Genomic DNA, 12486 nt, shown 5'->3' with positions numbered 1-12486 from the left:
AGAAATGTTTGCGCAGTAGTAAACATATGTATCGATTATGTAAAAAAGCCTCCCAAAGACCCAACCGCATTCCGGCAGGTCCTTCGGAGGTCTTATCGCTTTCGCTCCATATTCCTTACTTGTCTTTCATTTTGTTGAATTCAGTCTTGATCCGTTCCTTCATTTCCTCGGCCTTTTGCCTCATATCCTCCTGCCGCTCCTCCTTGCGCTTCTGCTGCTGCTCTTCTTGCAGCTCTCGCTCCGCCTCCCGCGCTTTGGTCATCTCCTCTTCCATCTGCGATACTTCCTTCCGGTAAATAAATTCCGGATCGAACCCGTTGAGAAAATGATTAAACGCAATCTCATTCGATTCTTCCACGTTCGCTACATAGGCCACTTCGCCGTTATAGAGTTCCTCCACCGTACGTTCAATCAGGCTGATACCTTCCCGCTGCCGGCTGACCACCCGCGAGGCCCCGATCATCGTCCCGATGCTGCCACCCAGCAGAATACCGAGCGGTCCGCCCAAAATGCCAATAACGGAACCGAGCAGCCCTCCCTTTAGCGGCGTTCGATCCGTTGCGGTACGAGGACTATATCCATCCTTGAACTCAATGCCGCCATATCCTTTCTTAATAACTGCGGCTTCGTGTATCTTGAACTGTTCATGCTGCAGGTGCTTGGATTCCGATAATGCCTGATATGCCTTACTATCCTCATGGAATACAGCGACCACGATATTGTTCTCCTTCAAATTCATCCACATCCTTTTGTCCGAAAAATCTAGCGCTTACTGTAAATTAACGCAAACGATCATGATTTATTCAGATTCGACAAAAAATCCCCTCCAGCCGTTCCACCGTAAAGGTAAAAACGACACGAAGGGGATTACGCATTAATGATTTGCCGCTATCATTTAGCGCTTGCCCGAATCAAACGGTTCCCCGACGGCCTTCGGCGCGTTGGAGGATTTCGAGAAGATGACAAGCGCGATCAACGTTACCACGTAAGGGAAAATCTTCAGCCATACCGGCGGAATGACCGCCAGCTGCGGAATCACCTGCGATACGTTGGCGACCGTTGTCGCAAAACCGAAGAACAAGGTCGCTAGCAATATTCCGAGCGGCTTCCATTGTCCGAAGATGAGGGAAGCGAGCGCCAGGAAACCTAGGCCTGCCACATTTCCGGTGAATTCGCCGGAATACGTTACCAGAATGACAGCTCCGCCAAGACCCGAGAAGGCACCGGAGATCATCACGCCCACATAGCGCATCGACTGCACGCGAATCCCTGCCGCTTCCGCCGCATGCGGATGCTCGCCACAGGAGCGCAGCCGCAGACCGAATGGCGTCTTGTATAACAACAATGCGCTCACGATCAGCAGCACCAGCACAAACCACGTGGTATAGTACGTCTTCGTGAACAACAGCGGGCCGAGAATCGGAATGTCAGAAAGAATCGGAATCGTCTGTGATGAAAAGCCATTGATCGTGATCTTACCGCTACCTGTCATGTTACGCGCCAGGAAAATCGTCAGCGCACCGGCGATCATATTAATCGCCGTACCACTTATAATCTGATTCGCGCTAAGCGTAATGCTGGCAAAAGCATGCAACAGCGAGAATAACGCACTAGCTACCATGGCAGCCAGAAGCCCAACCCAGATTACCCAAGGCGAGCCGGGGAACTGTGCCTGTATCGTGTAAATCACGAAAGCCCCAATGAAAGAACCTACGATCATCAACCCGTCCAGACCGATGTTGACAACGCCGCTTCGCTCACTGAATAGTGCGCCCAGCGCGGTGATCAGAAGCGGAATGGTGTAAGCGATCGCGTACGGAAAAATCTGTTCAATCGTCGTCCACATGTCGTTACTCCTCCTGCTTCTTATTCGCCGAACGGCGTTGCTTGAATTTACGGTAGAGACGTTCTATCAGAATGCTTGTCGCTGCAAAATAAATGATGATAGCAATAATCGAATCCGCGATCTCTGGCGGGATATCCGTCATCGCATTCATGAAGCCTTTACCGGCGTATAAGACGCCGAAGAATAGTGCCGACAACAGAACGCCGATTGGCGCATTAAGTCCTAGCAGGGCAACGGCAATGCCATCAAAGCCCTGGCTTGGCATGACGCCAATCTGCAAGCTTGAAGCATTTCCCGTATACTGGGCGACCCCGGCAAGTCCGGCAAGCCCGCCGGAGATGAACATCGACAAGACGATGCCGCGGTTTACGGCAATCCCCGCATATTCGGAAGCGTGCCGATTGAAGCCAACGGCCTTGAGCTCATAACCGAGCGTCGTTTTATTAATGATAAAAGCGATCACGATCACGCCAATGACCGCGATAAACAGACCAAGGTTAACATAGGAACCTTGAAACATATCGCTCAGCCACTGTTGATGCAGCCTCGCTTCCGGTGGAAGCTGGCGCGATTCCGTCTCCAAGCTCGTGCCCTTGAAATAGGCCGGAACCACGTAATACACGGTCCAGTACGCGATCCAGTTCATCATGATCGTGGATACGACTTCATGTACGTTATAGCGTGCTTTCAGGAATCCGGGAACGACAGCCCATAGCGCACCGCCGATGAATCCGACGAGGGTCATCACGAGCAATAAAGCCGGGCGCGGAAGATCAAAAGACAGGCCGACGGCAGTTGCGCAGAACCCGCCGAACAGCATTTGGCCCGCTGCTCCGATATTGAACAAGCCCGTACGGAACGCGAAGGCGACCGACAGCCCCGTCAGGATCAACGGCGTTGCCGTGGCTAACGTGTTCCCGATCCGCTCCGGGTTCTTAAGTCCTCCCTGAAGCAGGAATTTGTAACCTTCTATCGGATTGTGTCCGGTCAACGCCATCAATATCGCACCGGCAATCAATCCTAGCAGAACGGCAATCAATGATTTGACAGCGTTATTCATGCCGAACCCTCCTCTTGGTGAACCCCGGCCATCATAAGACCAAGTTCTCTCTCGTTCGTCTCGGAGGACTTCACGATACCTACCAGTTCGCCATTGTTAATAACAGCAATCTGATCGGATAGATTGAGCACCTCGTCCAATTCCAGGGAGACCAGCAGAACCGCCTTTCCCTTGTCCCGCTGTTCAATGAGACGCCGGTGGATGTACTCGATCGAACCTACGTCCAGACCACGCGTTGGCTGTACGGCGATCAACAGGTCCGGATCGCGCTCTACCTCACGACCAATGATCGCCTTCTGCTGGTTGCCCCCGGACATCGAACGCACAACGGAGCGAGCACCGCTGCCTGAACGGACATCGAAGCTCTGAATAATATGATCCGCATTCTCGCGAATCGCGGACGGCTGCAGAAGTCCTCGTTTAGCGAATGGCGGCTTGTTATACACTTGAAGAATCAGGTTCTCCTCCACGGTATAATCCAGCACGAGTCCACGCTTCTGGCGGTCCTCCGGAATATGGCCAATGCCGCTCTCGTTGCGCTTGCGCACGGAGAGTCCTGAAATATCCTTGCCATTTAATTTCACCGATCCACCCGCCGCTTGCCTTAGACCTGTAATGGCTTCGATCAACTCGGTCTGACCGTTGCCATCGACACCGGCGAGACCTACGATCTCCCCTGCACGCAGCGTGAGGCTGAACGATTTGAGGGCGTCGGTTTTCTTGCTGTTTTGCACCGTGAGCGACTGCACTTCCAGTACAATGTCCCCAGGCTTACTCTCTTGCTTGTCCACCTTGAAGGACACGCTGCGACCCACCATCATCTCAGCCATCACCTCACGGCTGGTATCGGCGACATCCACCGTACCAATCGTTTTGCCCCGGCGGATAACCGTACAGCGGTCGGCAACAGCCTTAATCTCTTTCAATTTATGCGTGATCAAGATGATGGATTTGCCTTCGTTCACGAGATTCTTCATGATTTTCTGAAGCTCATCAATCTCTTGCGGCGTCAGTACGGCCGTTGGTTCATCGAAGATTAATACCTCCGCATTGCGGTACAGCATCTTGAGGATTTCTACCCGCTGCTGCATGCCAACGGAGATGTCTTCGATTTTGGCATGTGGATCTACATTCAAGCCGTATTGCTTCGAGAGGGCTTCCACGCGTTTGGCCGCGGTCTGGGTATCCAGTCCGAAGAACCATTTACGCGTCTCACTGCCCAGTATAATGTTCTCGGTAACCGTGAACGCTTCCACCAATTTGAAGTGCTGATGCACCATCCCGATCCCCAGTTTATTGGCTACGTTCGGGTTACCGATCCGTACCTCGCTCCCCCGTACTTTGATGGTTCCGCGATCGGGTTGGTACATGCCGAAGAGAATGCTCATCAGGGTCGATTTTCCCGCCCCGTTCTCGCCTAATAGCGCGTGAATTTCCCCCTTTTTCAATTGGATCGTAATATCGTCATTGGCTACGATACCCGGAAACTCCTTGCGGATGCCTACCATCTCGACAACATAGTCCATGGTTTTGCGTCCTCGCTTTCTGTATTGTGCTGGCTTATAACCTTAAAAAAAGACGGAGGTTATCCGTCTTTTTAAACCTTACATTGTCAACTTTGGAAATTTACTTAATCAAGTCGCCTTGCTCTCCAGCTACCTTGATCTCGCCGGCTTTGATTTTGCCGTACACTTCATCCACTTGCTTCAGAACATCCTCGCTCAAGTTCGGATTGTTCTCAGGAAGACCTACACCATCGTTAGATGCATCGAATATCAACGTTTGACCACCAGGGAATTTACCTTCAGTTTCAGCCTTGATCATGTCATATGCCGATTGATCGATTTTCTTCACAGCGGAAGTCAGAATTACGGATTTCTCGTCTTGATAGATACCGTCTGCATATTGGTCAACGTCAACGCCGACAACCCATACGTCATCTCCCTTTTGCACGCGATCCTTCGCTTCGCCGATTGCGCCAACGCCTACGCCGCCTGCTGCCGCGAAGATTACGTTAACACCGCGATCGTACATTTGCGCAGCGATCTGACCGCCTGCCGCTACATCATCGAATGTTCCTTGGTAGATGACGTTTTCCTGGTTAATGACCAGTTTCGTGCCCAGGTTCTCGTTCGCATAAGTTACGCCCTGCTGGAAGCCCCAGTTGAATTTCTGCACCGGAGGAATTTCCATGCCGCCGATAAAACCGGCTTGTCCATCTTTCACATGGAGTGCGGTAGCAACACCAGCCACGAAACCAGCTTCATGCTCTGCATAATAAATGGCAACTGTATTTTCTTTAAGTTCAGCCTCAGCATCCGGATCAGGACGAGGTGATCCATCAATCAGCACGAACTTCGCATCTGTATATTTTTCTTGTGCTTTGAAGATCGCCGTCTCGAACTTAAAGCCTGGTGTTACGATGAATTTGTAACCGGCATCGTAGAGATTCGCGATTTCCTTAGTATAATCAGCCTCTGTGGTTCCAGCCGGTTTCAAGTATTTATAATCCATGTTGAAGTCTTTGTTCGCCATCTCGATACCTTCGTATGTTCCTTGGTTAAAAGACTTGTCATCAATGGTGCCTGCGTCCGTAACCATCCCTACTGAGAAGTTTGGCTTCGGCTTGTCCTCTCCGGCACCGCCTGATCCACTCTTGGAATTGTCGCCGCAGCCCGCTAACATCGTAACAGACAACGCCAAACTGATTAATGATATGACCCCTTTTTTCATTAAGGATAACCCTCCTAGGTATATATGCCCGAATTTTCATTCGCGCTATTTACAATATAGTAATAAAACCGCCCATTTTCAACAACATTTTGGATGTTACTGTCAAATTGCATCTGTACCGCGGTGAATGGTTTAAGTCCTTTTCAGCAACCGTTTGCACAATAATTCCAAATCGATTTCAAACAAAAGCTGATCCATCAATCTTTATAGATAACACCAGGATCACAAGCCGTGTGATACGCCAAAACAGAAACGGATAGTTATGGAAATTAACCGTAAAGAAAGTTTCCCACTTTATATCAGAAATCATACAAAAAATATCAAAACAAAAGAAAAGCACCCCAACAATTGGGTGCTTTAGACATAGATCATCTTTGTTTATTTACGGCGCATCTTCGTCATTCGGAAATACATCACAAAAGCAGCAATGATCATGGCCAAGAAACCCAAATTGTCTGCTGCTTCCGGCGCCATACCGAACAACATCCCCAAATTCGTTACCAAGCTCTTCGTCAGCAGCGCGATCGCAAGCAAAAAGATCGGCCGCCAGACGTTATATCTCTTCATCTTCTGCAACACCCCCGAAGCCGGTATTCCACCAATGAGTCCCAATTCCTCGGATCATAGACGATTAGAATCTATTATATCATGGATGGGAGTGTCACATATACCCAATTATCCAACGATAGCAAGGGTTTAACCCAGCTTCTGACCGCAATTCGGACAGAAATTAGCGCCTTCATTCTTCGCACCGCAGTTCGGACAAAAGTTCGGCTTCTTGCCACCTTCGGAGCTTGAAGAGTCCTTCTCTCCTTGAGGTTGCTGGTTGCTCTGATTGTTCTGACTTTGTTGGGTTTGACTCTGCTGGTTCTGATTTTGGTTCTGTTGCCCTTGATTCTGGTTGATGTTCTTCATCATCTCGCCCGCCATATTCATTCCCATCATCATGCCGGCCATATCGGACGCAGCGCCGCCGCCCTGCACCTTGCCTGAAGCAATGCCGTCGGTCATGCTGACCTGCTGATACTTCGCCAGATTGCCAATCATTTCGTGGGAAGCCGTCTTCGTGATCATATCCTGGATTTCCTTCGGATAGTTGAAGCTCATGACCTGGAAGCCCGTAATCGTAATGCCGTTATCCATCACTTCCATGTCCAGGTCCTCACGGATGCCCTTGGCAATATCCGAAGCGTTCGCTTGCAGATTGAACATGTCTTTCCCTTCGCGGCTGATCCACTTCATCAGCAGTTGATCCAGTACGGACGTGATGCGAATCTTGACATCTTCCACCAGATAGCTGTCTCGCATCCCGGCAATCTTATCGATCAACGTAACATAGTCCGTCACTTTGAAATTAAACGTTCCGTTGGCCCGAATCGGCATGCCGCCCGGGAGCTGCGGCGTTGGAATCATGACCGGATTCTGGGTCCCCCAGCGTACGGTGAACTCCTTCGTGTTGACGAACAAAACCTCTACCCGCATCCCGCTGTTGAAGCCGAATTTGAAGCCTTTTAACGTGGACAGGAATGGAATGATCTCCGAGTCGACGTTATATACGCCATCGTCCTCGAATATCCCTTCAATCTTGCCGTTGTTGACGAAGATCGCATCCTGCCCGGAGCGAATAATCAGCTTGCTCCCCTTCTTAATCTCCCGGTTATTCCATTTCCAGAAGATCATATCATCGCGGAACTCTTCCCATTCCACCACATTCGAGAACTGATTTCTAAAAAAACCCATCTATCGATCCCTTCCCTTCCATTAAAATTTACCGCGGCTGCCACTATGCGAATGACCGCCTCTGGAGATGCCGCCACCGCCACTTCCGCCGCCACCGGACCCGCCAGTGTTCTTCGGAATTTTGCGCTTGGTTGTCGTCGTTCGTATATAACGGTCCTCGCGTTCCAATACCGCCGATGTTGCCGCATCCTCATACGTCCGTCGATTGACGGTGACGCGCCCGCCTGAACGGTAGGCCATGATACCAACAACGATAGCGCCTAACGCTGCTGCTGCTCCAAGCTGAAACCAGAGGTTAAACAGAATATTGTCTGGATTCCTGCCAGGCTCAAAGCCCATGTATCGATGGGCGGTTTTGATATAAGTTTCAAAAGCTTGCTTGTAATTGCCGCTCGACAGGTCGGGGGTGATACGGTTACGTATTTTATCCATCCTTGCATTGTCCAGGTATTCTTCGGCTTTGTAAAAACCCGCTAAATATAATTCCCGATTCTCTATATCCAGCGGTCTATCCAGCGTTAAAATAGCCGCATTGACACGTGTTCGGCCAGGACCTTGCTCGTACTCATCATAAAAATTCTGCGTAAGGCGTATGACGTCGATATTCTCTTCATTATTCGTCGTAAAGATGATGAAATCCGTGTCCCGCTCGGCCCCGTATTCGTTAGCCATCGCGTTCAGCTCATTACGCTCCTCCATGGTGAGCAACCCGGCGTCATCATAGATCAGATTTTTCATTTCCGGCGCGGCTGAGATCACACCTGCGGGAACCGCCATAACTATAGCAATACAAAGTAAAATTGACACAATAAGTCCATGTCTCCGGTTCATAGGAATCCGCCTCCCATCATCCAGGAGATCAGTTTCAGCGATAATAGGGACACGCCGAACACACCAGCGAACCATCCGGCCACCTTGCCTTTGCTGATCGGAGGTTTACCAACGACTTTACCCGTCTGTCCGTTCATCGCAAAGGTGTATTCTTTCTGATTATAATCGTAATGAACCATCCATACCGGAAGCAGCACGTAATCCGCCCGCTTCGGGTTTGTATCGATCTGCTTGTTGGTGTAGCTCATCGTAGTATAGCCGGAGACCGAGGACGATATATAAGATTCGATGTAGGATTTAATCTTGTCTTTCGCGCGTGGAAAGAGCTGCTTGTCATCATAGCTGTATTTCTCCGCGATATATCCGGCCAGATATGGCGTCTTGAAATCCTTCAGCTGCTGATACGGGAAAGGCTCCAGCTTATCCATCAGCTCGTCATTCATCTTCTCGGCCGCGTCGATCGGCACTTTCACGTAATTCAGACGAATCTTCCGGTACACTTCAAAGTGCCGCGTCTCCGTGATTTGATAGTCACCTCGCGTATAGGTTCTTACCTTCGTGCCTCTTCCCTGGACCTCGATTCGGTTATGTAGATCATAGACCAGAAAGGCACGTACATTCCAGTAATCCCCTTGATCCGATCCGCCGTCATGAAGCCGCCCGGCGTGAGCAAGCCGTTCCTGCACCACTTGCGGAAAGCCTTCATCGCCTCCTCCTTCGTAATGGAAAAAGGAATGACCATCATCGGTGCAAGCTCTCCGGTCAGACGGTCGCTAAGCACGACGGCGGAACCGCAGAAGCTGCACGTCGTCGCACTCGTCTGCGCTTCCGTAATGAGATCAGCACCGCAGCTGTTGCAGTGGTACTCCTTCACTTCACCTTCTGCGAACACCTGCTGCTTAACCGGATCCGGAATTTCTTCGATATTGTCCTGGCGTCCACAGCTGGGGCACGACAGCTTGCCCGTGTTGCCGTCAAACAGCATGCCGCTGCCGCAATTGGGACATTTATATTCTAATACCGGCATCTACTCACCTCGCTTACAAGGAACCTGCTATTCCTTCTTTTTCATTTTGTCTTTCAATGCAGCTAATTCATCTTCTGCGCTCGGTGGAGCGGTATCGTCTTCCGCATCGACGGTTGATTTCCCTTTCTCCCACTCAGCAAATAATTCATCGAAATCGTCTTTCTGTTCGCCACCGCGAAGCTCAGCCAGTGCCTCCGCCTCATATATGGCCAGATCCGCCTTCTCTTCCATCTTCTTAAAGGCTGTGCCGCCCGAAGAGGTACCGTTGCCATTCATCTGCTCCTGAGCCTTCGCCTTAGCCATTCTCGCCTTAAGCTCCGTATGCCGCGCAGACAACTTATCCATATCCGACACGAGTTTGTCCTGCATCTGTTTCATATTGACTGCATTCGCTGCTGCTTGATCATATGCGGACTTCAGCTCTTTATGCTTCTCCGTCTGAGCCGCTTTCCGCTCCAGAAACTTCAGCGCATCTGCTTCATTGCCCGCTTCCACGGACTTCTCCGCATATCGCTGGAACTTGCTAATATCCGCGCTGGACTCATCCAGTGCCCGCTTCGCTCTTCGTTCATTCGCCAGTACGGATGCCGTCTCTGCCTTTACCTTCCCCAGATCGCTATGCAAACTCCGCATATATTGATCAATCGTCTGCTCCGGATCTTCCGACCGATCGAGCAAGGCGTTCACATTCACCTTCATGACATCTCTAAACCTCGACAAGATTCCCATGCACATGCTCCTCCCTCGAAAAGTTTACATTTATCCTATAATACATGATAACCCGCGGAAAGGTTTCAACTGACGAAATTGATTGGAAATTATTCCAAAAGTTTACTGGTCGATTTAAGTAAAATATTGAGTGCTGATGATTAATTATCTTGCATAATCAAAATTGAATTTTAAAATAATCTAATGTTATATATATCACCAGCTCTTTTCACGTCCAAAACTTTTATTTTATTTAAATAACTTCTTTACTTCTAGAAGTTCCGGAATTAAAATAGATTTATAAAATTAGATGAGGGAGTTGTTTACTGATGAGTATCAACCCAGCAAAAATATCGGTTTCTCAAGAAGAAGGAAATCAAGTGCTACAGGCTCAACTAAATATAGGTGAACAAAAGGAATATCGGGACTTAGTGCAAATTCTCGAGACTGCTTTCCCTAATATTAACTCAAATCAATGTAGTGGAATTATAAACCGTGCACACACCAAAGATAACGGTGTTCTGGTCAAGAATGGAAAACTTTATTCGTTACGAACGAAGCAATCTCCGCAAAACAACGGAATCTACAAAGTTAAAGAAAAGATTAACGCATTAATTAAAGAAATCGATCAAATCCCCGTGAGTGAGTTCCAGACAGCTTCAGACTTTGAAGATTTTAAAACCATCAGAAACAGCCTCCATGCACTGCTTAAGTAACGCGGCACGGCAAAAAACCCGACCTTCACAGGTCGGGCTAAATCCTTCAACGAAGGCAGATTCTTATTTGGGATGGACGATCTGGTCGATCTCGCTCTTCAGCAACAAATAGCGGTGCACGCTTCTTGCAATGGAAACCTTGGTCAGCTTGTTCCGATCGACGTAGTCTTTCATCTGATCCTTGGACAAACCGAGCCGCTGCCCTGCCTCGGAAACCGTTAACACTTCTTCGTTGCTGGTCGCGTTAAACGTCTTTTTCACCTTCAAATTATAATCCTCAAATACTTGCATTAGATCCGCAACCTTTCGCAGCTAATGAATACAAAGTACCAGCGGAAGACGTACGTATCGAACCTTACGATTTCGTATCTTTGCGCTGATTTTTGCGATAAAGCTTAATCTGTTGATCGGACGATATGAGTATCGGTAAGATTTTATTGCTGCTGATCATGGACGACTTGCACTGTGAACAGATGGGCACTTCCTTGAATGAGAAATTATCCCGCATCCATCCGTTACATCCTTCCTTCGTACAGGACCAGATGGCGGTCATTTCTTCCGGCAAATTTTCCAGTGGCCTATTCCATGAATATGACAATGAAACCTTCCTCCTCATGTTACAATTTATAAAGCCCACGCATGTTGCATTTATAAAAAAATCCCCAAACGATAGGTTCGTTCGGGGATCTCTTTAGCTAACTAGATTTTTACAACGTTCTCAGCTTGTTGTCCGCGGTTACCTTGGACAACATTAAATTCCACGCGTTGACCTTCGTCCAAAGACTTGAAGCCATCGCCCGTGATTGCGCTGAAATGTACGAATACATCCTCGCCGCCTTCAACCTCGATGAAACCAAAGCCTTTATCTGCGTTAAACCATTTTACTGTTCCTGTTTGCATAGAAACACCTCCAAAATTTATATGATTTTCTCATTTTTGGTTAAAAACAAAAAATTCACATATTACACAAGGTTAATAATCAAAATAATAACCCTCTGCAATATGTGAATCTAAGGTCAAAATCCCAATAAACTTATTATAGCGCAAGTTAGAGGAAATAGCAAGGTGGATTGTATTGCTATATCGAGCAGAAGAAGTCAGCTGTTGGTTACGATGACTCCTGCGCCTCCAGCGGCAAATAAATATCGATTACCGATGCCTCTTCGTCAACCGAATGAACATCGGTCCAATATTCAAAATCAAATGGCCTTGCACTCGCGATATCCTGACTTTGAATAAAGTCATACGTTTCTCCGATTTGCGATTCAGGCCCTGTATGAATCACCTTGGCATAGACTCCAGCCGGTAACGTATGCTGGGTAAACCCAGTCGGAAGCTTTCCCATAGCATGAACTTCAACGGCAACTATGCTTTGAAACGGTACGTCCGGAGTCCATTCGCCATCCGGATAAATCTGTACCAAATAAATTCCGTCTCCCACACGGTTGGGTATCCTATGCAAGCTTTCCACTAAGCCTTCACGCAATTGTACGATAACGCCGTTCTCCAGATCCTCATTGAGCGAGACGGTTACGGAGAGACCCACCAACATCGTGGTCTCTCGTTCCAGAGATTGCACTCGTGTATTGACCATCATTACAACTCCTTCAACAAGCTTTAGAACCATATTGTATCATCTCATTCGCCTGGATTACGAAAAGATTCATAAAGTCCAGTTATGGACAGGTCACTTCTCAGAATATGACTTGTGCTCCCATAGGGTTGCGTGTACTATGAGAGTTAATTACAAAATATCGGGCAGAGAATATGAGAAGCCCTTTGCATCATTTAAACCTTTTTTCTGAAGGTCTAGGTGCAGAGGCTT

General features: G+C 48.5%; 14 protein-coding genes and 1 pseudogene. 1 reads left to right on the top strand and 14 read right to left on the bottom strand.

The genetic code is table 11. From position 1 onward, the window contains the following. Positions 1-115: 115 nt before the first annotated feature. The 10 genes and pseudogenes from JCM10914_RS08790 to JCM10914_RS08745 form a co-directional block, all read right to left on the bottom strand. Positions 116-733: a hypothetical protein gene (locus JCM10914_RS08790; RefSeq protein ID WP_148300189.1), complete on the bottom strand. Its 618-nt coding sequence runs from the start codon at positions 731-733 to the stop codon at positions 116-118. Between the two features lie 162 nt (positions 734-895). Beyond that, the gene (locus JCM10914_RS08785; RefSeq protein ID WP_023959761.1) at positions 896-1846 is read right to left on the bottom strand and encodes an ABC transporter permease; all 951 of its coding nucleotides are present in this window, start codon (positions 1844-1846) and stop codon (positions 896-898) included. Between the two features lie 4 nt (positions 1847-1850). After that, positions 1851-2906, bottom strand: a complete 1056-nt coding sequence (locus JCM10914_RS08780) for an ABC transporter permease (protein ID WP_023959760.1) — start codon at positions 2904-2906, stop codon at positions 1851-1853. Continuing rightward, complete coding sequence (locus JCM10914_RS08775; protein ID WP_023959759.1) at positions 2903-4432, bottom strand: ABC transporter ATP-binding protein; 1530 nt, start codon at positions 4430-4432, stop codon at positions 2903-2905. The genes JCM10914_RS08780 and JCM10914_RS08775 overlap by 4 nt, the downstream gene beginning before the upstream one ends. A gap of 100 nt (positions 4433-4532) precedes the next feature. Continuing rightward, positions 4533-5639 (bottom strand): BMP family protein, encoded by a 1107-nt coding sequence (locus JCM10914_RS08770; protein ID WP_023959757.1) that lies wholly within the window; start codon positions 5637-5639, stop codon positions 4533-4535. 378 nt (positions 5640-6017) lie between these two features. Continuing rightward, positions 6018-6206 carry a hypothetical protein gene (locus tag JCM10914_RS08765; RefSeq protein WP_023959755.1) on the bottom strand — a complete coding sequence of 63 codons (189 nt, stop codon included), beginning with the start codon at positions 6204-6206 and terminating at the stop codon, positions 6018-6020. A 129-nt stretch (positions 6207-6335) separates the two neighbouring features. Continuing rightward, on the bottom strand, positions 6336-7379 hold the full coding sequence (locus tag JCM10914_RS08760; RefSeq protein WP_023959753.1) for an SPFH domain-containing protein: 1044 nt from the start codon (positions 7377-7379) through the stop codon (positions 6336-6338). A 21-nt stretch (positions 7380-7400) separates the two neighbouring features. Then, entirely contained in the window at positions 7401-8210 is an 810-nt protein-coding gene (locus tag JCM10914_RS08755) for a YgcG family protein (RefSeq protein WP_036717473.1), read from the bottom strand. Further along, a pseudogene (locus JCM10914_RS08750) lies at positions 8207-9237 on the bottom strand (TFIIB-type zinc ribbon-containing protein). The gene JCM10914_RS08755 and the pseudogene JCM10914_RS08750 overlap by 4 nt, the downstream one beginning before the upstream one ends. A gap of 27 nt (positions 9238-9264) precedes the next feature. Continuing rightward, a complete protein-coding gene (locus JCM10914_RS08745) occupies positions 9265-9966 on the bottom strand; it encodes a PspA/IM30 family protein (RefSeq protein ID WP_023959744.1) in 702 nt (233 codons plus the stop codon). Between the two features lie 308 nt (positions 9967-10274). Between JCM10914_RS08745 and JCM10914_RS08740 the strand changes: the two genes are divergently transcribed. Further along, the gene (locus JCM10914_RS08740) at positions 10275-10661 is read left to right on the top strand and encodes a hypothetical protein (protein ID WP_036717470.1); all 387 of its coding nucleotides are present in this window, start codon (positions 10275-10277) and stop codon (positions 10659-10661) included. 63 nt (positions 10662-10724) lie between these two features. Here JCM10914_RS08740 and JCM10914_RS08735 read toward each other — a convergent pair whose 3' ends face one another. From JCM10914_RS08735 to JCM10914_RS08720, 4 genes are all read right to left on the bottom strand, one after another. Then, positions 10725-10952, bottom strand: a complete 228-nt coding sequence (locus JCM10914_RS08735; RefSeq protein ID WP_023959742.1) for a DNA-binding protein — start codon at positions 10950-10952, stop codon at positions 10725-10727. 64 nt (positions 10953-11016) lie between these two features. Then, positions 11017-11259 (bottom strand): cold-shock protein, encoded by a 243-nt coding sequence (locus tag JCM10914_RS08730; RefSeq protein WP_023959740.1) that lies wholly within the window; start codon positions 11257-11259, stop codon positions 11017-11019. Between the two features lie 101 nt (positions 11260-11360). Continuing rightward, complete coding sequence (locus tag JCM10914_RS08725) at positions 11361-11561, bottom strand: cold-shock protein (RefSeq protein ID WP_023959737.1); 201 nt, start codon at positions 11559-11561, stop codon at positions 11361-11363. Positions 11562-11769: 208 nt separating this feature from the next. Next, positions 11770-12258 carry a GyrI-like domain-containing protein gene (locus JCM10914_RS08720; protein WP_023959735.1) on the bottom strand — a complete coding sequence of 163 codons (489 nt, stop codon included), beginning with the start codon at positions 12256-12258 and terminating at the stop codon, positions 11770-11772. Between the last annotated feature and the right edge of the window lie 228 nt (positions 12259-12486).

Source organism: Paenibacillus sp. JCM 10914 (assembly GCF_001315105.1).
Taxonomy (GTDB): domain Bacteria; phylum Bacillota; class Bacilli; order Paenibacillales; family Paenibacillaceae; genus Paenibacillus_AQ.
The sequence above is the reverse complement of the archived record's forward strand: the minus strand, read 5'-3'. Positions and strand labels throughout refer to the sequence as shown.

Excerpts from the sequence above, each read along its gene's own strand:
- JCM10914_RS08785 (WP_023959761.1), bottom strand. The coding sequence starts at position 1,846 with ATGTGGACGACGATTGAACAGATTTTTCCGTACGCGATCGCTTACACC.
- JCM10914_RS08780 (WP_023959760.1), bottom strand. The coding sequence starts at position 2,906 with ATGAATAACGCTGTCAAATCATTGATTGCCGTTCTGCTAGGATTGATT.
- JCM10914_RS08775 (WP_023959759.1), bottom strand. The coding sequence starts at position 4,432 with ATGGACTATGTTGTCGAGATGGTAGGCATCCGCAAGGAGTTTCCGGGT.
- JCM10914_RS08770 (WP_023959757.1), bottom strand. The coding sequence starts at position 5,639 with ATGAAAAAAGGGGTCATATCATTAATCAGTTTGGCGTTGTCTGTTACG.
- JCM10914_RS08765 (WP_023959755.1), bottom strand. The coding sequence starts at position 6,206 with ATGAAGAGATATAACGTCTGGCGGCCGATCTTTTTGCTTGCGATCGCG.
- JCM10914_RS08760 (WP_023959753.1), bottom strand. The coding sequence starts at position 7,379 with ATGGGTTTTTTTAGAAATCAGTTCTCGAATGTGGTGGAATGGGAAGAG.
- JCM10914_RS08755 (WP_036717473.1), bottom strand. The coding sequence starts at position 8,210 with ATGAACCGGAGACATGGACTTATTGTGTCAATTTTACTTTGTATTGCT.
- JCM10914_RS08745 (WP_023959744.1), bottom strand. The coding sequence starts at position 9,966 with ATGGGAATCTTGTCGAGGTTTAGAGATGTCATGAAGGTGAATGTGAAC.
- JCM10914_RS08740 (WP_036717470.1), top strand. The coding sequence starts at position 10,275 with ATGAGTATCAACCCAGCAAAAATATCGGTTTCTCAAGAAGAAGGAAAT.
- JCM10914_RS08735 (WP_023959742.1), bottom strand. The coding sequence starts at position 10,952 with ATGCAAGTATTTGAGGATTATAATTTGAAGGTGAAAAAGACGTTTAAC.
- JCM10914_RS08725 (WP_023959737.1), bottom strand. The coding sequence starts at position 11,561 with ATGCAAACAGGAACAGTAAAATGGTTTAACGCAGATAAAGGCTTTGGT.
- JCM10914_RS08720 (WP_023959735.1), bottom strand. The coding sequence starts at position 12,258 with ATGATGGTCAATACACGAGTGCAATCTCTGGAACGAGAGACCACGATG.